Consider the following 20,596-nt stretch of genomic DNA (forward strand, 5'->3'; position numbering starts at 1 on the left):
GGCGAAAAGCGGATCTTGCGGTTACGTCGTTCGGCTACAGCGGTCTTCAGGACTGCAGCGAGATCGCCGTCGGGGCGTGCTCGGGCTTGTCGGCGAGTTCTTCGAACTCGTTGATCGCGTCGATTTCCGTGCCCATCGAGATGTTGGTCACACGTTCGAGGATCACTTCGACCACGACCGGCACGCTGAACTCGGCGGCCATCGACTGCGCCTGCTTGAGCGCCGGAGCGATCTCTTCCGGCTTGAACACGCGCAGCGCCTTGCAGCCCAGACCTTCGACCACGGTCTTGTGATCGACGCCATAGCCGTTCAATTCCGGCGCGTTGATGTTCTCGAACGCGAGCTGCACGCAGAAGTCCATGTCGAACTGGCGCTGCGCCTGGCGGATCAGGCCCAGATACGAGTTGTTCACCAGCACATGCACGTAGGGCAGCTTGAACTGCGCGCCCACCGCCAGTTCTTCGATCATGAACTGGAAGTCGTAGTCGCCCGAGAGCGCCACGATGGGGCGCGACGGATCGGCGGCACGCACGCCCAGCGCTGCCGGAATCGTCCAGCCGAGCGGGCCGGCCTGGCCGCAGTTGATCCAGTTGCGCGCCTTGTAGACGTGCAGGAACTGCGCACCGGCGATCTGCGACAGACCAATCGTGCTGACGTAGCAGGTGTCGCGGCCAAATGCCTTGTTCATCTCTTCGTAGACGCGTTGCGGCTTGATCGGCGCGTTGTCGAAGTGCGTCTTGCGATGCATCGTGGCCTTGCGCTGCTGGCAGTCCGCCACCCACTCGCTACGGTCCTTGAGCTTGCCCGCGGCCTTCCATTCCTGCGCCACTTCGACGAACAGTTCGAGCGCGGCCTTCGCGTCCGAGACGATGCCCAGATCCGGCCCGAACACGCGGCCGATCTGCGTCGGTTCGATATCGACGTGCACGAACTTGCGGCCCTTCGTGTAGACCTCGACGCTGCCCGTGTGACGGTTGGCCCAACGGTTGCCGATGCCGAGCACGAAATCCGAAGCCAGCATCGTGGCGTTGCCGTAGCGATGCGAGGTCTGCAGACCGACCATGCCGGCCATCAGCGGATGGTCGTCGGCGATGGCGCCCCACGACATCAGCGTCGGGATCACCGGCACGCCCACGGTTTCGGCGAACTGCACGAGCAGGTCTTCAGCGGCCGCGTTGAGCACGCCGCCACCCGAGACGATCAGCGGCTTGTCGCTGGCGTTCAGGAGTTCGAGCGCGGCTTCGATCTGCTTGCGCGTCGCGCGCGGCTTGTAGACCGGCAGCGGCTCATAGGTGTCGATATCGAATTCGATTTCGGCGAGTTGCACGTCGATCGGCATATCGACCAGCACCGGGCCCGGGCGGCCCGAGCGCATCAGGTGGAACGCCTGCTGGAACACGCGCGGCACGAGCGCCGGTTCGCGCACCGTGACGGCCCACTTGGTGACCGGCTTGGCGATCGATTCGATATCGACGGCCTGGAAGTCTTCCTTGTGGAGACGTGCGCGCGGCGCCTGACCCGTGATCGCGAGGATAGGAATCGAGTCGGCCTGTGCCGAGTAGAGGCCCGTGATCATGTCGGTGCCCGCGGGGCCCGACGTACCGATACACACGCCGATATTGCCCGGCTGCGCACGCGTATAGCCTTCGGCCATGTGCGAAGCGCCTTCGACGTGGCGCGCCAGCACGTGGGTGATGCTGCCGGCCTTCTTGAGCGCCGAGTAGAACGGGTTGATCGCGGCGCCCGGCACGCCGAAGGCGGTATCGATGCCTTCTTTCTCGAGCACCAGCACGGCGGCGTCGACGGCTCTCATTTTGGCCATGGTTGTCTCCTGAATGTCGCAAAAGCCTTGAATGACGCGCTGAAAATAGCGCGCAGTGAATACAGCGCTTGAGGTTCACTTTAGGGACGCACGAAAGGTTTGATAAGATCAGTCCCAGTCGCTTATTTCGAAACAAAAAGTATGGAATGACGGTGTGGCGGGCGTTTGCGGCCAATGCCGGAGACAGAAGGAGACAAAGCAATGGATCGCTTCAAGCAGATCGAAACCTTCGTGCGCGTGGCCGAGGCGGGCAGCCTCGCGGCGGCGGCGCTGGAGGAAGGCGTGTCGCCCGTGATCCTCGGGCGGCGTATCGACGCGCTGGAAAAGCGTCTGGGCGTGAAGCTGATGTATCGCTCGACGCGGCGTCTGGTGGTGAGCGAAGACGGTGCGGCGTTTCTGGAGCGCTGCCGCGGCCTGCTGGCGGAATGGGAGCAGGCGGAGAACGAACTTTCGGTGGGGCGGCGCGTGGTGAACGGTCACTTGATCGTGTCGGCGCCGGCGGCGTTCGGGCGCAAGCACGTCGCGCCGCTCGCGCCCGATTTTCTCGCCGATAAACCCGAACTCCAGGTGTCCTTCAATCTGACCGACCGCGTGGTCGATCTGGTGCGCGAGGGCTATGACCTGTCGATCCGCATCGGCGGTTCGGTCGATCCGAACTTCGTCGCCGTGAAGCTGGCGACGAACCGGCGCGTGGTGTGCGGCACGCCCGAGTATTTCCGCAAGCACGGGCGGCCGAAGACGCTCGAAGATCTGCCCGGCCACAATTGCCTGGCGTTCAACCTGCAGGGCGGGCAGAACCGCGGCTGGTATTTCCGCCGCAATGGCAAGCTCGCGACCGTGCGCGTGGGCGGCAATCTCGACTGTAACGACGGCGAGTTGCTGCATCGCTGGGTGACGGAAGGGTTGGGGCTGGGCTGGCGGTCCACGTGGGAAATCGACGCGCAACTCGCGCGCGGCGAGCTAGAAACCGTACTCGATGAATACGCGCTGCCCGATTACGACATTCTTGCCGTGTATCCGCAGCAGCGCTATGTGCCGGCCAAGGTGCGTTACTTCATCGATTATCTGAAGGATGTCTACGCCCGGCCGGGTTACTGGAGCGGGGTGGTCTGAGCGGTTCTATCCGACCGATTCTTCCCGACTGGATTCACCCCACGATAATCACGCCGTTCATCGATTCGTGGCCCGATCCGCAGAAGATATCGCAGAGAAACGGCACGTTGCCCGCATCGCCCGCCGTCGCGGCGACGCGTACCACCGCGCCCGGCGGCACATCGGCGCGCACGCCGAATTGCGGAATCGAGAAGCCCATCGTCGTGTCCTGCGAGGTGACTTCGAATATCACGCTCTCGTGCGGCGCGAGCGTGATGTGATCGGGCGTGAACACGAAGCGTCGCGCGTGAACCTTGATTACGCGCGGCGCAGCCTGGGCGTCCAGACGGCTCAACGCCGCAACGCCCGCCGCCGCAAGCGCCAGCCAGCGGCGGCGCGCAAGGCGCGGTTGGCTCGCGCGTAGAAAGTGAAGTTTCAGCATCTCGGTCTCCTGGCGTCTCAACCCACGTTGCGGATCGGCATTTCGGTGAGCGCGAATGCCTGCGGCGTGCCATCCACGGCGATATCGCGCCAGCCCAGTCCCTTGTACGGCGCGGCCGCATCCCAGGGCACAGGCGTTTTTTGCGGCTGCGACATCGGCGCGGGCAGCGCGAACATCAGCGAGCGCGCGGCGTGATGCGCAATCGATCCCGTCATCGTGTGGTTCTCCTGATGAATATGGCCGTAGAACACGGTCACGTTCGCGTGCTTCTGCAAGAGCGCAATCGCTGCTGCGCCGTCGCGCGTGGCCCAGTCCCATTGCGGCGCGAGATCGAATAGCGGCCGGTGCGTGAAGACGACGATGCGCGCGTCCTCGGGCTGGCGGCTCAGGTCGTCGGCGAGCCAGGCGAGTTGCGCATCGCCGATACGGCCACCCGGATCGGAGACGTTATCGAGCGTGATGAAATGCACGCCGCGATGATCGAAGGTGTAGTGCGTCGCGCCGAACAGTTCGCGAAACGCCGCGCCGTTATCGAGACTCGCATCGTGCTCGCCGGGCATCAGATAGAGCGGCTTCACGCGCAGGCCGCCGACGATCTGCTGGAACTCGCGCATGCGTGCGCGGCGCACGGCGGGGTCGTCGGTCGTGTGCGTGAGGTCGCCGGTGAACACGACGAAATCGGGCGTGACGGGCAGGGCGTTGACGGCGGCGATGGCCTTGGGCAGCGTGCCTTTCGCATCGGGATTGACGGCCGGGCCTTCGAAACCCCAGTGGGCGTCGGAGAGTTGCACGAAGAAGAAGTCGGCATGACCGGCGGATTGACCCGCTGCCCAGCCGGGCAACGCCGAGGCGAACACGGCGCCGCCGCCGAGCGCGGCCAGCTTGAGAAAATCGCGTCGCTTGAGCGAGGCGGTGGAGTGGGACATGGTGGTCTCCTCGTCAGGAAAATCTGCACATTGATCCGATGTTTGGGGACGTCGGCTGGAGTCTTGCCTTGCTTTCCGGCCTGCCTGTCGTACCGCTTTTCGTGAGCAAACATTCCCGATTTATTTTTGGTTTTCGTGCGCATCGAGCGGGAATAAACTGGCCGCTAGCGCGGTAATGCAGGCGTTGGAACAAAGCGACGGCACGGGCGCGAGACAGTGGGCAGCAGGCGTGCGACACGAGGGGACGACGTGGGCGAAACCGCGAACGGTCAGCACGAAAGACAGGCGCAGGAGGCGATGGAAGTGGCGGCACGCAGCCGTCGCTTTCAGGCATTGGCGTTGCCGCATCTGGACGCCGCCTACAACCTCGCGCGCTGGCTCTCGCGCAATCCCGGCGACGCCGAAGACATCGTGCAGGAAGCGTTTTTGCGGGCGTTCCGTTTCTTCGATGCCTTTCGCGGCGACGAGGCGCGGCCCTGGCTGCTGGCGATCGTGCGGCGCGTCTGGTACGACGAGTGGCGGCGGCGCGCGGGCGCGGAAGAGGTCGCGCCGTTCGACGAGTTGCGCGACGACCTGCCGCCGGACGGCTGGGACACGGGCAGCATCGACCCGGAAACGCTGGCGATTCGCGCGGAGTCGTCGCGGCATGTGCATGAGGCGCTGCAACGGTTGCCGGTCGAGTATCGCGAGGTGCTGGTGCTGCGCGAGCTGGAGGAACTGGAATATCGCGAGATCGCCACGGTCATCGACGTGCCGATCGGTACGGTGATGTCGCGTCTCGCCCGTGCCCGCAAGCGCCTCGCGGCGATGCTGGCGGTGCAGGGGCATGGCGCTGCGACGCCCGGGAACGACCGAAAGGGCGGCCGGGCAATGAGCGGTTCAGCAGTCGGGGGAAGTAGCAGTAAAGCCTGGAGACCATCCGGCCGGGGGCCAGACGGCCGGTTCCGCGAGGAGCCGGCCGTCGACGGCGGAGCGCACGAACCACGCGCGCAGGATCGCCGCTGCGGCGATGCCTTGACCCCGCGAACCACGGAGGCGCCCGATGAACTGTGACGAAGCGCGTCCGCTGGTCGATGCCAGCGTCGACCGCGAACTGTCCGCCGCCGACGAATGGCGTGTGCGCGAACATCTGGCCGGCTGCGTGCCGTGCCGCCGCGCCGTGGCGCAGGTCGAAGCGATTGCCCGGATCACCCGTGAAGCGCCGTATCACCGCGCGCCCGATGGCCTGGCCGCGCGCATCGTGGCGGCGTTGCCGCCTGTCGAAACGTTCGATGCCGAGGTGGCGAATCAGCCGCCGCGTGCAGCGGATCGTGTCAAACCCGCAAGAAACCGCGGCTGGCGGGAGCGGTTGTGGCCGCAGTGGCCTGCCGCCGCCGGAGCGCCTGGCGTTCGCGCGCCAGGCCTTGCGTGGTTCGGCAGCGCGATTCTGCTGCTCTGTGCGCTGGGCGTTACCGTGACTTTGCATCTGCGCACACCGGCCGCCGATAGTGCGTTCGTCGATGAAATCGTCGCGAGTCATATTCGCGCGCAGATTTCGGGGCGCGATCTCGATGTGATTTCCACCGACCGCCATACCGTGAAGCCGTGGTTCAACGGCCGCATCGACTACGCGCCGCCGGTCGAGGATTTCACCGCACAGGGCTTTCCGCTCGTAGGAGGGCGGCTCGATTATGTCGGGCGCGAACGCGTCGCCGTGCTGGTTTATCGCTTCCGCAAGCATGTGATCGACTTGTACGTCTTTCCGCCCGGTTCGGCCGGCCCCGCACAGCACGCCGCGCCGCCGCGCGCGAGCGACGGTTATTCGCTGCTGCGCTGGCAGGCGGCCGGCATGACCTGGTGGGCGGTGACGGATGCGGGGCCGGATGCGCTGGTCGGCCTGCGCGCGGCGCTCGATACGCGTCTCGCCGATGGTTCGACGGGTGTGGAAGCGCGCCCCTGAGTCTGTGATTTGTCTACGAATCGGGCGTGAATCGGGCGTGAACCCACCGCCAAGCGCCCGAATTTGCTCTGGCAAAACCTGCGCGAACTCGTGCAAGTCCTTGAATTCACGCCCGAATCACCACGCAAGCCGTCGAATCCAGTTGCGGGAGTCGTCTGCTCGCGCTATACTCTTCGGCTTCTCACTTGCCGCACCGGTTCCGACGCCCGGGTGGCTTTAATCCACAAGGAGTGAATATGCGTCATTACGAAATCGTATTTATCGTGCATCCCGATCAAAGCGAGCAAGTGCCCGCAATGATCGAGCGTTACAAGAGCACGATCACGTCGCACGGTGGCCAGATCCACCGTATCGAAGACTGGGGCCGTCGCCAACTGGCCTACATGATCGAGAAACTCGCGAAGGCTCACTACGTCTGCATGAACATCGAATGCGACCAGACCACGCTCGACGAGCTGGAACACGCATTCAAGTTCAACGACGCTGTCCTGCGTCACCTGATCGTCAAGATGAAGAAGGCCGAAACCGGCCCGTCGCCGATGATGAAGGAAGTGCAGCGCGAAGAAGCCAAGAAGGCGGCTGCCCAGCCGACCGAAGCGCAGGCTTAAGTAAAGCCATCAGGATTCGAGCAACTGCCTAATAAGCCAATCGCGTGAACAGGTTGCAACTTACGGCTAGCGTCGTCGAACGCGAACCGGTGCGGTACACACCCGCCGGCGTTCCGATTGCCAGCGTCACGTTGCAGCACCGCACGGAAGTCGTCGAAGCCGGGATTCCCCGCTTCGTCGAACTGACGATGCCCGCGGTGGCGGCAGGCAAGGCCTGCGGTCTGGTCGAAAGCTGCGAGTTGGGCGCGGAAGCGCTCTTCACCGGTTTTCTGGCCAAAAAGCACCGCAACGCACGAACCCTGGTGTTTCACATCACCGAAATGCAAGGCACAGGAAAGGACTAATCATGCCCCGCCCGACTGGTAAGAAATTCGACAAGCGTCGTCAACAACAAAACCCGCTCTTCAAGCGTAAGAAGTTCTGCCGCTTCACGGCTGCTGATGTCGATCAGATCGACTACAAGGACATCGATACGCTGAAGGACTTCATCGGCGAAAACGGCAAGATCACGCCGGCACGTCTGACGGGTACGAAGGCCCACTATCAGCGTCAGCTGGACACGGCTATCAAGCGCGCGCGTTTCCTCGCGCTGATGCCGTACACCGACCAGCACAAGGCCTAATAAGACGACGCGATAAGGAGCAATAGAATGCAGATCATTCTTCTGGAAAAAGTCGTCAACCTGGGTAACCTCGGCGACATCGTGAAGGTCAAGGACGGTTACGCACGTAACTTCCTGATCCCGAACAAGAAGGCACGCCGTGCTACGAAGGACGCAATCGCCGAATTCGAAGTTCGCCGCGCTGAACTCGAAAAGGCTGCTGCTGAAAAGCTGGCAGCCGCTCAAGCCGAAGGCGAAAAGCTGAACGGCCTGACCGTCACGATCGGCCAGAAGGCTGGCGTCGACGGCCGTCTGTTCGGTTCGGTCACGAACGCAGACATCGCAGCAGCGCTGGTCAAGGCTGGCTTCGCTGTCGAAAAGATGCAAGTGCGTCTGCCGGAAGGCCCGCTGAAGATGGTTGGCGAGCACCCGGTTCAAGTTGCACTGCACACGGACGTCCTCGTCGACGTTTCGGTGTCGGTGCAAGGCGAGCACGCCTAAGCACGCTCGCTGCCGGCGGCCCGCAAGGGTTGCCAGCGCTGTGCCTCGGCACATAAGCGACGCATAAAAACAAGAAAGGCAGGAGCCGCAGGGCTTCTGCCTTTTTTGTTGCGCGCTTGCCGGATCGCAGGCCAGGCACCCGTCAATCGCGCGCATTGCCTTTTGCACTTTTTGAAGCTTGTGAGCGCTCGCCCGCTGCCCGATAATTGCCCTCCATGAACGCTCCGAAAGATCCCCAACTCGAGTCGCTGAAAGTCCCGCCGCATTCGATCGAAGCCGAGCAATCGGTTCTCGGCGGCCTGCTGCTGGATAACGGCGCCTGGGACCGGATTGCCGACTTTCTCTCGCAAAGCGACTTCTACCGCTACGATCACCGCATCATTTACGAGCACATTGGCCGCCTGATCGCGTCCTCGCGCCCGGCTGACGTGGTGACGGTGTACGAGTCGCTCGGCAGCTCGGGCAAGGCGGAAGAGGTTGGCGGGCTCGCATATCTGAACGCGCTCGCGCAGAACACGCCGAGCGCGGCGAACATCCGCCGTTATGCGGAAATCGTGCGCGACCGCGCGGTGCTGCGTCGCCTCGTTTCGGTGGCCGACGAAATCTCCGCCGATGCCTTCAATCCGCAGGGCAAGGAAGTGCGCCAGCTGCTCGACGAGGCCGAGTCGAAAGTGTTCTCGATCGCCGAAGACGGCGCGCGCGGCACTCAGGGCTTCCTCGAAATCGGTCCGCTGCTCACGCAGGTGGTCGAGCGTATCGACACGCTCTATCACACGGCCAATCCGAGCGATGTGACGGGCACGCCCACGGGCTTCATCGACCTCGACCGCATGACGTCGGGCATGCACGGCGGCGAACTGATCATCGTGGCAGGGCGTCCGTCGATGGGTAAGACGGCGTTTTCGATGAACGTCGGCGAATACGTGGCGGTGGAGTATGGTCTGCCGGTCGCGGTGTTCTCGATGGAAATGCCGGGTACGCAGCTCATCATGCGTATGCTCGGTTCGGTCGGCCGACTGGACCAGCACCGTATGCGTACCGGCCGTCTCACCGACGAAGATTGGCCCAAGCTCACGCACGCCGTGCAGAAAATGAGCGAGGCGCAGATCTTTATCGATGAAACCGGCGGTCTGAACCCGATGGAACTGCGCTCGCGCGCGCGGCGTCTGTCGCGCCAGTGCGGCAAGCTCGGCCTGATCATCATCGACTATTTGCAGCTGATGAGCGGTTCGGGCAGCGGCGAGAATCGTGCGACGGAAATTTCCGAAATTTCACGTTCGCTCAAGAGTCTCGCCAAGGAGCTCGATGTGCCGGTGATTGCGCTCTCGCAGCTCAATCGTGGCCTCGAACAGCGCCCCAACAAGCGTCCGGTGATGTCCGATTTGCGTGAATCGGGCGCTATCGAACAGGATGCCGACGTCATTCTGTTTATTTACCGCGACGAAGTGTATAACCCCGACAGCCCCGACAAGGGCACCGCCGAGATCATTATCGGCAAACAGCGTAACGGCCCGATTGGGCCAGTACGCCTCACGTTCCACGGTCAATACACGAAGTTCGACAATTTTGCGGGTGCGCAGAACTTCTACGGCGAATAAGGCCGGAAATTGACGTGGAGTCAAGCGGGGACCCGGGCGTGCGCGCCATCGTGGCGCAAATGCCGCTTGGGTATCCCTGGATCAGTGCGGCCTCCAGTCCGTGACGATACAATATTGCCGTTTTATGACGGCTATCTTGCCGTTTTGTGACGGCAATTCGAGACCATTACGGGATTCCAATGTTCGGTCGATTCATGCCCACCGAGGGCAAGTTCTTCGAAATCTTCAACGCGCACGCGAAGTGCATCGTTTCCGCAAGCCGTGAGCTCGAGCTCGTGATCGACAATCTGTCGGACGCGGAAGTCCACAAACAGAATGTGCAGGCCGCCGAAAAGGCCGCCGACAAGCTCACGCACGAAGCGATTGACCTGCTGCACAAGACCTTCATCACGCCGCTCGATCGCGACGAGATCCACAAACTCATCACGACGATGGACGACTGCCTCGACCTCATGGAAGACGTCGCCACCGCCATTTCGCTGTACGACGTGCAGGCCGTCACCGCTGAAGCGAGCCAGCTTGCGCACGTGGTCACGGCATCGGCCGAGCGTGTTCAGGCTGCAGTCGCGCTGCTGTCCGACATGAAGCAGGCGCGCGATATCCTCAAGGCCTGCGAGGACATCGACCGTCTGGAGTCGGACGCCGACCGCCTGCTGCGCAGCGCGATTTCCAAGCTCTTCCGCGAGGAAAACGACGTCAAGAACCTGATCAAGCTGAAGGCAATCTATGAACTGCTCGAAGCGATCACGGACAAGTGCGAGGATGTCGCGAACATCATCGAAGGCATCGTGCTAGAGAACGCCTGAGCGGACTACGATGCAATCGATACAACTCGCCCTCTGGGTGGTCGCCACGCTGGTGGCCATCGCCCTCATTTTCGACTTCATGAACGGCTTTCACGACGCGGCGAACTCCATCGCCACGGTCGTGTCCACGGGCGTCCTCAAACCGCAGCAGGCGGTGGCGTTCGCGGCCATGTTCAACGTGATCGCGTATTTCGTGTTCCACCTCAAGGTGGCGCAGACGGTGGGCAAGGGCACCATCGACCCCGATATCGTCGATCACTACGTCGTGTTCGGCGCGCTCGTGGGCGCGATCGGCTGGAACGTGCTGACGTGGTACTACGGCATTCCGTCCAGCTCGTCGCATGCGCTGATCGGCGGTCTGGTGGGCGCGGCGCTGGCGAAGTCGGGCTGGCACGCGCTGAACTTCGACGGCCTCATGAAGACCGTGGCGTTCATCTTCATTTCGCCGCTGCTCGGTTTCATCCTGGGCTCGTTCTTCATGCTGACGGTGTCGTGGCTGTATTTCCGCACGCCACCCAGCAAGGTGGACCGGCGTTTCCGTCGCCTTCAGCTGATTTCGGCCAGTCTCTATAGCCTTGGCCACGGCGGCAACGATGCGCAGAAAACCATCGGCATTATCTGGATGCTGCTGATCGCCACGGGCTATTCGGCGGTCGGTTCGGATGCGCCGCCTATCTGGGTGATCGGCGGCTGCTATCTGTCGATGGGTATCGGCACGCTGTTCGGCGGCTGGCGCATCGTGCGCACCATGGGCCAGAAGATCACCAAGCTCAAGCCCGTGGGCGGTTTCTGCGCCGAAGCGGGCGGGGCGCTGACGCTCTTCACGGCTTCGTGGCTGGGCATTCCCGTGTCGACGACGCACACGATTACCGGCGCGATCGTCGGCGTGGGCGCGACGCAAAAGCTCAGCGCCGTGCGTTGGGGCGTGGCGGGCAATATCGTCTGGGCCTGGGTGCTGACGATCCCGGCCTCGGCCACGCTCGCTGCGGCGGGCTGGTGGATCGGTCACCGGCTGATGTAATCCGCTCCAGCTACGTGCTTCGAGCTACGACATGAACGGCGCCTTCGGGCGCCGTTTTCTTTTGCGCGAGCCAGGCGACGTCAGATGATCGGGGTGGCGCAGCCGTCCATTGGCACGATTGCGCCGGTGACATAGCTGGCGCGCGCGCTTGCCAGAAAGAGCGCGACGTCGGCGATTTCCTCGGGTTTGGCGTAGCGGCCAAGCGGCACTCTGGCCTCGCCGCGCGCGAGCGCTTCCTCGGCGCTCAGGCCTTCGCGCCCGGCTTCCAGTTGCAGTGCTTCCTGCAGACGCTCGGTGAGCGTGGCGCCCGGATTGATCGCGTTGATGCGGATGCCGTAGCGCGCGTGATAGTGCGCAAGGCCCACGGTCGCCAGCATGAGCGCCGCATTGGCCGCGCCGCCCGCAATATGGATATCGCTCGCGTACTTCCCGCCCATGCCGATGATATTGACGATCGTGCCGGGCGCCTTGCCATCGCCGGCAGCGCCGGTTTGTTTCGCGCGCTCGACCATGCGGCGCAGCACTTCCTGCTGCGGGTAGATGTACGGGAAGTATTTCGCCTCCATGGTCGCCCTGAAGGCGTCGGCGTCGAGCGCTTCCGGGTCATAGCGGCGCGCGGCGCCCGAACTGTTGATGAGGATGTCGATCGCGCCGACCGCGGTGGAGACTTCCTCGACCACATCGGCGGCGCTATGCGGCTCGTGCAAGTCTGCGCGGGTCAGATGGACGTGCAGGCCTTCGCTCGCGAGTTGCTCGCGTGCGCGCGCCAGATTGGCCGGGTCGCGCGAGACGATCGCCACACGCGCGCCTTCCTTTGCGAATGCGCGGGCGCAGGCAAGGCCGATACCTTTGCTGCCGCCCGTTACCAGAACCACCTTGTTACCGAGTCCGAGATCCATCGCTGCCTCGCTGCGCCTGGGATTGAAAAGTGAAAACGGTAGCAAAACCATAGCAGACACGGCGGGCGGGGGAAACCGCCGCGGCGCGTCGTTGGCCATGCGGATAAGGGCGACGGGCCGCGATGCACCGCGCGGCGGCGTTCAGAACGAGCCGTTGGCGAAGCGGGCGATCGGGTCGTCGCTGGACTGCGTGGGGGCGGGTGCGCTGCTGCCCGCTGTCGAGGCGCGCATGATCTGGACCGGTTGCACCGGCGTGGAGCCGGCCTGAGCGGCCTGGCGCTGCGCAGTGTTGACGGTGGGCGGCGGCGGTTCGAACGCATCGGCGGCGGCGTCGATGGCGTCGGGCTGGCTGTAGGAGGACGTCGTCGGGGCAATTGCGCCTGCCTGCCGTGCCTGCGTCTGGGCGGCATTCAGGGCTTGGGGCGGCGGCTCGAAGGCGTCGGTGGCCGGTGCGCTGGTGGTGTAGGCAGTCTGTGGCGCAGAGGTCAGGCGATTTTGATCGGCGGCAGGCGCGGCGTAGCCGTTTGCAGCAGGCAAGGGCGCAGCAACCGCTGCTATGGCCGGTGTGACTGCCGGCGTCACCGCAGGCGCACGCTGCACCGGCGCGGCGGCCTCGTAAGTTGGCGTATCGAACGGTGCGGGCGCGCGTTTCGCAGGCGCCAGACGCCGGATGCCATCGAAATGTTTGGCCCAATACGGGTTCGTCAGATAGTCGAGCCGCACCGTCCCGCCGGTCGATGGCGCATTGACGAAGCGCAGCTTGCCGACATAGATGCCCACGTGCGAGTGCGGCCGCCCGGTCGTATTGAAGAACACGAGATCGCCGGCCGCGATTTCATCGGGTTCGATCGCCTCGCCGCGCTGGCTCATGTCGAGCGTCGTGCGCGGCACGTCCGTCGCGGCCGCGCGCGCGAACACGTATTTCACGAGACCGCTGCAATCGAAGCCGCTATCGGGCGTATTGCCGCCCCAGCGATAGGGAATGCCGACCAGACCCATCGCCTGAATCGAGATTTCCTCGCGCCCGACGCTGTGATCGACGAAATTGGGAAAGCCCGGCGGTTTGGTGCGCCAGGCGTAACCGGACCCCGAGCTACCGCCGCGCGATACCCGCTCCGGCGCGCTCGAACACGCCGCCAGAAACACCACGATCAGTAACGCAAGCCAGAGTCGCCGCATGAAAAGCAGATGACGCACGCGAGACGCGCGCCATTGGGGAAAACCGTTAATGGGCCGATGGTAGCCCGTCAGACATGGCTTCGGCAAGAATTCTTCACAACTTACATGAACTTACGCTGCTAACTGTGGCCGTTCGCGGACACGAGCGAGACCTGCGCCCATGAAAAAAGGACCGCATCCGGTTGCCCGGAAACGGTCCTTTGGCGCTCGTCCGGCGCTTCGAAAAGCGCCGGAACCGGCGGAAATACGGCTTACAGAATGTCCGACGCGTAATCGGCCAGACGCGAACGCTCGCCGCGCGCCAGCGTGACGTGGCCGCTATGCGCCCAGCCCTTGAAGCGGTCCACCACGTAGGTCAGACCCGAACTGCCTTCGGTCAGGTAGGGCGTGTCGATCTGCGCGATATTGCCCAGACAGACGATCTTCGTGCCCGGACCCGCGCGCGTGACCAGCGTCTTCATCTGCTTCGGCGTCAGGTTCTGCGCCTCGTCGATGATCAGATACTTGTCCACGAACGTGCGGCCGCGCATGAAGTTCATGCTCTTGACCTTCAGACGCGAGCGGATCAGTTCCTGGGTCGCGGCGCGGCCCCATTCGCCGGCGGCGTCGTCGGTTTTCTGGAGCACTTCGAGGTTATCGTCGAAGGCGCCCATCCACGGCTGCATCTTTTCCTCTTCCGTACCCGGCAGGAAGCCGATGTCTTCGCCGACCGGCACCGTCGCACGCGTCACGATGATCTCGTTGTAGCGCTTGTCGTCGAGTACCTGCGCCAGACCCGCGGCGAGCGCAACCAGCGTCTTGCCCGTACCGGCCTGGCCGAGCAGGGTGACGAAGTCGCAGTCCGGGTTCATCAGCAGGTTCAGCGCGAAATTCTGCTCGCGGTTGCGCGCCGTGATGCCCCACACGTTGTTCTTGTGGTGGCCGTAGTCGCGCAGCGTTTGCAGCAACGCCGTCTTGCCGTTGAGTTCGCGCACGATCGCGTGGAACGCGGGTTCGCCGTTCTGCGGCTCCAGATAGACGAACTCGTTCACGAGCATCGACAGGCATTCCGGGCCGGTCACGCGGTAATACGTGGTGCCGGTCTTGGTGTCCTGCCAGGACTCCATGCCCTTGGCATGCCGGGTCCAGAAGTCCTGCGACAGCGCACGGATGCCTGAGTACAGCAGGTCCTTGTCTTCGAGAACCTGGTCGTTGAAGTAGTCTTCCGCGGGTAGGCCGAGCGCATGCGCCTTGATACGCATGTTGATGTCTTTCGACACCAGCACGACGAGGCGGTCGGGCCGGTCGCGCTGCAACGCGCGCACCACGCCGAGGATCTGGTTATCGGCCTTGCCTTCGGGCAGACCGTCGACCGGATCGATATGCGTGAGCGTGGTCTGGAAGTACAGGCGGCCGAGCGCCTCGCGGCTGCCCAGACGCGCCAGCGAAATGCCTTCCGAGATCGTGCCGGCGTTCGCCACCAGCTGATCGAGCGTGCGGCTCACCTGACGCGCATTACGCGCGACTTCCGACATGCCCTTCTTGTGGTTGTCGAGTTCTTCCAACGTCATCATCGGCAGATAGACGTCGTGTTCCTCGAAACGGAACAGGCAGGTCGGATCGTGCATCAGCACGTTGGTGTCGAGCACGAAGAGCTTCTGCACTTCGACGCTTTCTTCCGGATGCACGCGTTTTTTCGATGCGCCGCGCGCAGCCGGTGCGGCCGCGCCGCCGGCAGCTTTCGCGGAGGCGGGTTTGCTGCCGCTGCGCGCGACCGGTGCTGCCGGTGCTTCGGCTTGCGGTTCGGCGTGGGCCTGCACGGGCTGCAGCAGCGCCGCGGTCTGTTGCTTGCGTTTGCGCGCCGGTGCGGGCGCGACGGGTTCGAGCGCAGCGAGTTCGGCGCTGGCCGAAGGCAGCGGCACCGTGCGCAAGGTGGTCGACGCGTTGGCGGCGGGCGTCATCGGCTCCGCGACGCTCTCCGCGCCAAAATCGACATCGGCGGCGTCGTTCTCGCTCGCCGCTTTACGCGTGCTGCGCGTAGTGCGCGCACGCGTCTTGTATTCCTCGGGCGGCAGCAGGTTGCCGAGCTTGCTGGGGGGAGTAGGCAAAGGCATGGTGTCCCTCGAAAAATTCGGGTCGAGTGGTCCGGGGTTACCCAGTAAGGTGCGCTTTCGGGCGGTGCGTGCGGTCAGCCGGGTAGGCCGTCCGCCGTGACCGCGCAGGGTGCGCGCTCAGGTCTGAAAATGCCGGTTCGCCTGGTTTTCGATCGGCTCCTTGACGTGGACGCGAGCCGGATTGCCAGGCCGGCACAGCGTGGTGGGTACGAAATCCGAAAAAACCAACAAAAAAGCCGCCGCCCCGACTGACGAGGCAAGCGGCTTCACTGCTCTGATGGCGCGTTGCCCGAATGCGCGGAGGCGGTCATCCAGTGACCGTTCGCGGGACCGCGCAAACGTAGGAAAACGCGACAAAATATAGGGTGGACAGGCACTCATTGCAGCCCAATATAACGCGCCTCAAAGCGCTTGTACAGCCTCCAGAACCTCGTCGACATGGCCTGGGACTTTCAGTCCGCGCCACTCCTGGCGCAGCACGCCATCGGCATCGATGAGGAACGTGGAGCGTTCGATTCCACGTACTTCTTTGCCATACATTTTCTTCATTTTGATGACGTTGAAGAGCGAGCAGAGCGCTTCATCGCCATCCGATACCAGAGTAAACGGCAGTTCGAGCTTGGTCTTGAAGTTTTCGTGCGAACGCACGCTGTCGCGCGAGACGCCTACGATGGTGGCGCCGGCCTTCTTGAACTTCGGAAAGAGGTCGCGGAACTCCATGCCTTCGCGCGTGCAGCCAGGCGTGTTGTCCTTCGGATAGAAGTACAGCACCACTTTCTTGCCCTTCAGGCTCGAAAGCGTGAAGTCGCCGCCGGTGGCAGGCGCGGTGAAGTCGGGAACGGGTTGGTCGACTGCGATGGTCACGTCAGGCACGTGGCACTCCCTTTGTTATTGGCTGGCTTGGTGGCGGGCGGGGGCGCGGTCTGCAGCTTGCTGCGCTGGGGAGGGCGTCCTCGCGGGCATCGCCGGAACGACAAGCCGCCCGGCATGGCGGGCGGCGGCTTTCGATCGGGCTGGGTGCGAGCTTCAGTCGGGCTGGATGATCAGCTCGCCGGAGCGGCCGGCGATCTCGCCCCAGGTGACAGGGTACGATGGCAGCGAATCCGGGTCCAGCGTCGCATGGTAGTCGCCCATCGTGGCAAACGTGTGGCCTTGCGCGCGCCAGCCGGCGAGCAGTTGTTCGAACACCGGCGCGAGCTTCTGGCCTTCGAGCTCGGCGTGCAGCGTGAACACCTGATCGTGCGGATTGTTTTCGGTGCGCTTGAGCATCCACGCGGCCACCGTGTCGATGTCCACGCCATCGACGCCCAGCACTTCGTCGAGCGTCGGCAGCGTGGTGGGCATCTGCACGTGCTTGAGCGTGCGGCCATTGACGACCGGGCGATACGGCGAATGCCCGCGCCCGTCCGAGGCGTACTGCATGCCCCAATTGTCGATCTGCTCGAACGCCGCTTCGTTCATCTGCCAGCCTGCCGCGCCGTGCGTGACGGGCGGCGTGCCGAAGATGCGCGCGAAGCGGTCATGGCTCTTTTGCATCTGACGCGCGGTCCACTGCGCGTCGCGCGTGCGCACGTTGTCCTGCCAGTAGACGTGGTCCCACGTGTGAATGCCGCATTCGAAACCGGCTTCGTGGATCGCGCGCATTTCCGCCGCCGCTTCCACGCCGATATCCGGTCCCGGCAGCAGCACGCCGTACATCAGCTGCTTCACGCCGTAATGCTCGACCACGGACGTACGCGAGACCTTCTTCAGAAAGCCCGGACGGAACACGCGGCGCAGCGCCCAGCCCGTATGGTCCGGGCCGAGGCTGAACAGGAACGTCGCGCGCGCCTTGTAGCGATCGAAGATACGCGCGAGATTCGGCACGCCTTCACGCGTGCCGCGCAGCGTGTCGACGTCGATTTTCAGGACGATGCGAGCCAAGTGGCGAAGTCCTTCGCGTTACGCTTGTTGTTCGACGAGGGCACGTGCCTCGGCGACATGGCCGCGATACGCTTCGAAGATCTTGCGCAGCGCTTCGTCGAAGGTCGACTTCGGCGCCCAGCCGAGTTCCTGCATCGTGTTGTCGATCTTCGGCACGCGGTTCTGCACGTCCTGGTAGCCCGCGCCGTAGTACGCGCCCGACGACGTTTCCACCAGCTGGACCTGCTTGGCCGTTTCCGCGTATTCCGGGAATTCGGCGGCCAGCGCCAGCATCTTGTGCGCGAGTTCGCGCACCGAGAAGTTGTTGGTCGGATTGCCGATGTTGAAGATCTTGCCGGAGGCGACGCCGTCCTTGTTGTCGATGATCTTCATCAGCGCTTCGATGCCGTCGTCGATGTCGGTGAACGCACGCTTTTGCGCGCCGCCGTCCACGAGGCTGATGTTCTCGCCGCGCACGATATGGCCGAGGAACTGCGTCACGACGCGCGAGCTGCCTTCCTTCGGCGTGTAGATCGAGTCGAGGCCCGGGCCGATCCAGTTGAACGGACGGAACAGCGTGAAGTTCAGGCCTTCCATGCCGTAACCCCAGATCACGCGGTCCATCAGCTGCTTCGAGCAGGCGTAGATCCAGCGCGGCTTGTTGATCGGGCCGTAGGTGAGCGCCGAGGCATCCGGGTCGAACTGCTCGTCCGAGCACATGCCATAGACTTCCGACGTCGACGGGAAGACGAGGTGCTTGCCGTACTTGACGGCCGAACGCACGATCGGCAGGTTCGCCTCGAAGTCGAGTTCGAACACGCGCAGCGGCTGCTGCACGTACGTGGCGGGCGTGGCGATGGCGACCAGCGGAAGGATCACGTCGCACTTCTTGACGTGGTATTCGACCCATTCCTTGTTGATCGTGATGTCGCCTTCGAAGAAGTGCATGCGCTCATGCTTGACCAGATCGCCGAGGCGGTCCGTCTGCATGTCCATGCCGAACACTTCCCAGTTCGTGGTCTCGAGGATGCGCTTGGAGAGGTGATGGCCGATAAAGCCATTGACACCCAGGATCAGAACTTTTTTCATGGACGGGGGACAGATGAAATGAGGTCGGAGAACGCGGCAGGCGTGACGACGGTCTCTTGAGCGCCGTGAGCCAGGTTCGGCGCATGCCGCAGTTCGTAAATCGCGATGGCGCGGCCGTCGCCGCAGAGGGCGAAAAACGCATTATCGCTTACGTGGATGCCCGCGGGCAATCCGGCGAGGGCGCGCACCTTTTCGGCTTCCTGGGTGCCTGGGCGCACGAGGCGCGCACGGGCGATCACGAAGCGATGCGCGCCGATGTCGGTGAACGCGCCCGGATAGGGCGGCGCCACCGCGCGGATCAGGTTATAGACGTCCTGCGCGCTGTGCGAAAAGTCGAGGCGTCCGTCTTCCGGCTTGCGCCCGCCGTAGTAACTGCCGTGTGTGAGATCGTTCGGCAGATGCGGCGCTTCGCCCGCGATCAGCGCGGGCAGCACGCGCCAGAGCGTCTGCTCGGCGGCGACCGTCACCTTGTCGAACACCATGGCGGCGGTGTCGTCGGGCAGGATTGGCACCGGCGTCTGCGCGATGATCGCGCCGGCGTCGGGCTTCGCGGCCATTTCGTGCAGCGTCGCGCCGGTTTCGGTTTCGCCCTTGATGACGGCCCAGTTGGTGGGCACGCGGCCGCGATACTTCGGCAGCAGCGAGCCATGCATGTTGTAGGCGCCGCGCGCGGCCAGCGCGAGCAGATCCACCGGCAGCATGTGGCGGTAGTAGAACGAGAAGATGAAGTCGGGCTGCGCGGCGCTGACTGCCGCGCGCAGCTCGGCGCTCTTCGGGTCGGCGGGCGTGATGACGTCGATGCCGTGTTCCTCGGCGACCGACTTCACGCTGCCGAACCAGATGTTCTCGCTCGGGCTGTCCTCGTGCGTGACGACGAGCGCCACGTCCACGCCGCGCGCGAGCAGCACCTGCAGGCAGCGCACGCCGACGTTGTGATACGCGAAGACGACTGTGCGCGGTTTCATGATTCGGTTCCCGTCTGGGTGTTCGTGTTACCGGCGGCGCCCGCTGCATTACCCGCAGCGCTGCCCGCAGCATTCCCGATAGTGAGCGAAGCCTGCACGCCCTGCACGACGTCCTGACGCGGCACATCGACCACGGTGCGGCCGTTGCGCTCTTCCAGAATGGTCTGCACCAGATAACGCGGACGCGCGCGCACCTGCTGATAGATGCGGCCGATGTACTCGCCCAGCAGACCCAGCGCGAAGATGATCACGCCAAGCATGAAGAACGTAATGGCGAACAGCGTGAACACACCCTGAACTTCGGCGCCCAGCACGAAGCGGCGGATCAGCAGCAGCAGGAACAGGCCCGCCGAACCGAGCGACAGAATCACGCCGATAAACGACAGCCACTGCAGCGGCACGACCGAAAAACCGGTCACGAGGTCGAAATTCAGGCGGATCAGGCTGTAGAGCGAATACTTCGATTCGCCCGCGAAGCGTTCTTCGTGCGCGACATCGACTTCGACCGGGTTCTGCGCAAAGGTGTACGCGAGCGCCGGAATGAAGGTGTTGATTTCGCCGCAACGATTGATCGTATCGACGATATGACGGTTGTAGGCGCGCAGCATGCAGCCCTGGTCCGTCATCTTGATGCGCGTGATGCGCTCGCGCAGGCGGTTCATGGCCTGCGAAGCCTTGCGGCGCCACAGACTGTCCTGACGCTGCATGCGGATCGTGCCCACGTAGTCGTAGCCTTCGCGCATCTTCTCGACCAGCTTGCCGATTTCCTCGGGCGGATTCTGCAGATCGGCGTCGAGCGTGATGACGATCTCGCCGCGCGCCTGTTCGAAGCCCGCGAGAATCGCCATGTGCTGGCCGTAGTTGCCGTTGAGCAGGATCGCGCGCGTGGTGTCCGGGCGCGCGCGGAACTGCTCGGCGAGCATCGCGGCCGAGCGGTCGCGGCTGCCGTCATTGATGAAGATGACTTCGTACGAGGTGCCGAGCTTGTCGAGCGCCGGGTATAGACGCTCGAACAGCGCCTTCAGGCCGGCTTCCTCGTTGTAGACCGGAATGATGACCGAGACTTCCGGCGTTTCCGGGGTCAAGGTGCGTTGTTCCGTTTGACTCATGTGT

21 protein-coding genes are annotated in these 20,596 nt (G+C 63.8%); 10 read left to right on the forward strand and 11 right to left on the reverse strand.

Annotated features, from left to right (window positions below; translation table 11 throughout):
• Positions 1–46 precede the first annotated feature (46 nt).
• Positions 47–1,822: a glyoxylate carboligase gene (gene gcl / locus G3N59_RS17680; RefSeq protein ID WP_205983926.1), complete on the reverse strand. Its 1,776-nt coding sequence runs from the start codon at positions 1,820–1,822 to the stop codon at positions 47–49.
• Between the two features lie 201 nt (positions 1,823–2,023).
• Here gcl and G3N59_RS17685 point away from each other — a divergent pair, with 201 nt between their 5' ends.
• Positions 2,024–2,935: a substrate binding domain-containing protein gene (locus tag G3N59_RS17685; protein ID WP_205983927.1), complete on the forward strand. Its 912-nt coding sequence runs from the start codon at positions 2,024–2,026 to the stop codon at positions 2,933–2,935.
• A gap of 34 nt (positions 2,936–2,969) precedes the next feature.
• Here the strand turns inward: G3N59_RS17685 and G3N59_RS17690 are convergent, their stop codons facing one another.
• A complete protein-coding gene (locus tag G3N59_RS17690) occupies positions 2,970–3,356 on the reverse strand; it encodes a cupredoxin domain-containing protein (RefSeq protein ID WP_205983928.1) in 387 nt (128 codons plus the stop codon).
• Positions 3,357–3,373: 17 nt separating this feature from the next.
• Positions 3,374–4,282: a metallophosphoesterase gene (locus tag G3N59_RS17695; protein ID WP_205983930.1), complete on the reverse strand. Its 909-nt coding sequence runs from the start codon at positions 4,280–4,282 to the stop codon at positions 3,374–3,376.
• A gap of 249 nt (positions 4,283–4,531) precedes the next feature.
• Here G3N59_RS17695 and G3N59_RS17700 point away from each other — a divergent pair, with 249 nt between their 5' ends.
• The 9 genes from G3N59_RS17700 to G3N59_RS17740 all read left to right on the forward strand — a co-directional run bounded on the left by G3N59_RS17700 (position 4,532) and on the right by G3N59_RS17740 (position 11,356).
• The gene (locus G3N59_RS17700) at positions 4,532–5,335 is read left to right on the forward strand and encodes an RNA polymerase sigma factor (RefSeq protein ID WP_205983931.1); all 804 of its coding nucleotides are present in this window, start codon (positions 4,532–4,534) and stop codon (positions 5,333–5,335) included.
• Positions 5,325–6,221, forward strand: coding sequence for a zf-HC2 domain-containing protein (locus G3N59_RS17705; RefSeq protein ID WP_205983932.1), 897 nt, complete (start codon positions 5,325–5,327; stop codon positions 6,219–6,221). The genes G3N59_RS17700 and G3N59_RS17705 overlap by 11 nt, the downstream gene beginning before the upstream one ends.
• A 236-nt stretch (positions 6,222–6,457) precedes the next feature.
• The gene (gene rpsF, locus G3N59_RS17710) at positions 6,458–6,829 is read left to right on the forward strand and encodes a 30S ribosomal protein S6 (RefSeq protein ID WP_027818337.1); all 372 of its coding nucleotides are present in this window, start codon (positions 6,458–6,460) and stop codon (positions 6,827–6,829) included.
• 44 nt (positions 6,830–6,873) lie between these two features.
• Positions 6,874–7,173: a primosomal replication protein N gene (gene priB, locus G3N59_RS17715; RefSeq protein WP_027818338.1), complete on the forward strand. Its 300-nt coding sequence runs from the start codon at positions 6,874–6,876 to the stop codon at positions 7,171–7,173.
• Between the two features lie 2 nt (positions 7,174–7,175).
• Positions 7,176–7,451, forward strand: coding sequence for a 30S ribosomal protein S18 (gene rpsR / locus G3N59_RS17720; RefSeq protein ID WP_205983933.1), 276 nt, complete (start codon positions 7,176–7,178; stop codon positions 7,449–7,451).
• A gap of 27 nt (positions 7,452–7,478) precedes the next feature.
• A complete protein-coding gene (gene rplI, locus G3N59_RS17725; RefSeq protein WP_205983934.1) occupies positions 7,479–7,931 on the forward strand; it encodes a 50S ribosomal protein L9 in 453 nt (150 codons plus the stop codon).
• Between the two features lie 215 nt (positions 7,932–8,146).
• Entirely contained in the window at positions 8,147–9,529 is a 1,383-nt protein-coding gene (locus G3N59_RS17730; protein WP_205983935.1) for a replicative DNA helicase, read from the forward strand.
• A 179-nt stretch (positions 9,530–9,708) separates the two neighbouring features.
• Positions 9,709–10,335 (forward strand): DUF47 domain-containing protein, encoded by a 627-nt coding sequence (locus tag G3N59_RS17735; protein WP_205983936.1) that lies wholly within the window; start codon positions 9,709–9,711, stop codon positions 10,333–10,335.
• Positions 10,336–10,345: 10 nt separating this feature from the next.
• Positions 10,346–11,356, forward strand: coding sequence for an inorganic phosphate transporter (locus G3N59_RS17740; RefSeq protein ID WP_205983937.1), 1,011 nt, complete (start codon positions 10,346–10,348; stop codon positions 11,354–11,356).
• Positions 11,357–11,436: 80 nt separating this feature from the next.
• Here the strand turns inward: G3N59_RS17740 and G3N59_RS17745 are convergent, their stop codons facing one another.
• The 8 genes from G3N59_RS17745 to G3N59_RS17780 all read right to left on the reverse strand — a co-directional run bounded on the left by G3N59_RS17745 (position 11,437) and on the right by G3N59_RS17780 (position 20,592).
• Entirely contained in the window at positions 11,437–12,255 is an 819-nt protein-coding gene (locus tag G3N59_RS17745) for an SDR family oxidoreductase (protein ID WP_205983938.1), read from the reverse strand.
• Positions 12,256–12,396: 141 nt separating this feature from the next.
• Positions 12,397–13,434, reverse strand: a complete 1,038-nt coding sequence (locus tag G3N59_RS17750) for a C40 family peptidase (protein WP_205983996.1) — start codon at positions 13,432–13,434, stop codon at positions 12,397–12,399.
• A gap of 251 nt (positions 13,435–13,685) precedes the next feature.
• A complete protein-coding gene (locus G3N59_RS17755) occupies positions 13,686–15,527 on the reverse strand; it encodes a PhoH family protein (RefSeq protein WP_205983939.1) in 1,842 nt (613 codons plus the stop codon).
• Positions 15,528–15,929: 402 nt separating this feature from the next.
• The gene (locus G3N59_RS17760) at positions 15,930–16,391 is read right to left on the reverse strand and encodes a peroxiredoxin (protein WP_205983997.1); all 462 of its coding nucleotides are present in this window, start codon (positions 16,389–16,391) and stop codon (positions 15,930–15,932) included.
• Between the two features lie 162 nt (positions 16,392–16,553).
• The gene (locus tag G3N59_RS17765; RefSeq protein WP_205983940.1) at positions 16,554–17,450 is read right to left on the reverse strand and encodes a polysaccharide deacetylase family protein; all 897 of its coding nucleotides are present in this window, start codon (positions 17,448–17,450) and stop codon (positions 16,554–16,556) included.
• Between the two features lie 18 nt (positions 17,451–17,468).
• Positions 17,469–18,518, reverse strand: coding sequence for a bifunctional UDP-4-keto-pentose/UDP-xylose synthase (locus tag G3N59_RS17770; RefSeq protein WP_205983941.1), 1,050 nt, complete (start codon positions 18,516–18,518; stop codon positions 17,469–17,471).
• The gene (locus tag G3N59_RS17775) at positions 18,515–19,483 is read right to left on the reverse strand and encodes a formyltransferase (protein ID WP_205983942.1); all 969 of its coding nucleotides are present in this window, start codon (positions 19,481–19,483) and stop codon (positions 18,515–18,517) included. Before G3N59_RS17775 ends, G3N59_RS17770 begins: the two co-directional genes overlap by 4 nt.
• The gene (locus tag G3N59_RS17780; RefSeq protein WP_241023518.1) at positions 19,480–20,592 is read right to left on the reverse strand and encodes a glycosyltransferase; all 1,113 of its coding nucleotides are present in this window, start codon (positions 20,590–20,592) and stop codon (positions 19,480–19,482) included. Before G3N59_RS17780 ends, G3N59_RS17775 begins: the two co-directional genes overlap by 4 nt.
• Positions 20,593–20,596: the final 4 nt, after the last annotated feature.

This window comes from Paraburkholderia sp. Ac-20340 (assembly GCF_017104965.1).
In the GTDB taxonomy this organism is placed as follows: domain Bacteria; phylum Pseudomonadota; class Gammaproteobacteria; order Burkholderiales; family Burkholderiaceae; genus Paraburkholderia.

Coding starts and splice junctions, on each gene's coding strand:
- G3N59_RS17705 (WP_205983932.1), top strand. CDS start 5,325: ATGAACTGTGACGAAGCGCGTCCGCTGGTCGATGCCAGCGTCGACCGC.
- G3N59_RS17735 (WP_205983936.1), top strand. CDS start 9,709: ATGTTCGGTCGATTCATGCCCACCGAGGGCAAGTTCTTCGAAATCTTC.
- G3N59_RS17740 (WP_205983937.1), top strand. CDS start 10,346: ATGCAATCGATACAACTCGCCCTCTGGGTGGTCGCCACGCTGGTGGCC.
- G3N59_RS17775 (WP_205983942.1), bottom strand. CDS start 19,483: ATGAAACCGCGCACAGTCGTCTTCGCGTATCACAACGTCGGCGTGCGC.
- rplI (WP_205983934.1), top strand. CDS start 7,479: ATGCAGATCATTCTTCTGGAAAAAGTCGTCAACCTGGGTAACCTCGGC.
- G3N59_RS17780 (WP_241023518.1), bottom strand. CDS start 20,592: ATGAGTCAAACGGAACAACGCACCTTGACCCCGGAAACGCCGGAAGTC.
- G3N59_RS17750 (WP_205983996.1), bottom strand. CDS start 13,434: ATGCGGCGACTCTGGCTTGCGTTACTGATCGTGGTGTTTCTGGCGGCG.
- gcl (WP_205983926.1), bottom strand. CDS start 1,822: ATGGCCAAAATGAGAGCCGTCGACGCCGCCGTGCTGGTGCTCGAGAAA.
- rpsF (WP_027818337.1), top strand. CDS start 6,458: ATGCGTCATTACGAAATCGTATTTATCGTGCATCCCGATCAAAGCGAG.
- G3N59_RS17730 (WP_205983935.1), top strand. CDS start 8,147: ATGAACGCTCCGAAAGATCCCCAACTCGAGTCGCTGAAAGTCCCGCCG.
- G3N59_RS17770 (WP_205983941.1), bottom strand. CDS start 18,518: ATGAAAAAAGTTCTGATCCTGGGTGTCAATGGCTTTATCGGCCATCAC.
- G3N59_RS17745 (WP_205983938.1), bottom strand. CDS start 12,255: ATGGATCTCGGACTCGGTAACAAGGTGGTTCTGGTAACGGGCGGCAGC.
- G3N59_RS17695 (WP_205983930.1), bottom strand. CDS start 4,282: ATGTCCCACTCCACCGCCTCGCTCAAGCGACGCGATTTTCTCAAGCTG.
- G3N59_RS17685 (WP_205983927.1), top strand. CDS start 2,024: ATGGATCGCTTCAAGCAGATCGAAACCTTCGTGCGCGTGGCCGAGGCG.
- rpsR (WP_205983933.1), top strand. CDS start 7,176: ATGCCCCGCCCGACTGGTAAGAAATTCGACAAGCGTCGTCAACAACAA.
- G3N59_RS17755 (WP_205983939.1), bottom strand. CDS start 15,527: ATGCCTTTGCCTACTCCCCCCAGCAAGCTCGGCAACCTGCTGCCGCCC.
- G3N59_RS17690 (WP_205983928.1), bottom strand. CDS start 3,356: ATGCTGAAACTTCACTTTCTACGCGCGAGCCAACCGCGCCTTGCGCGC.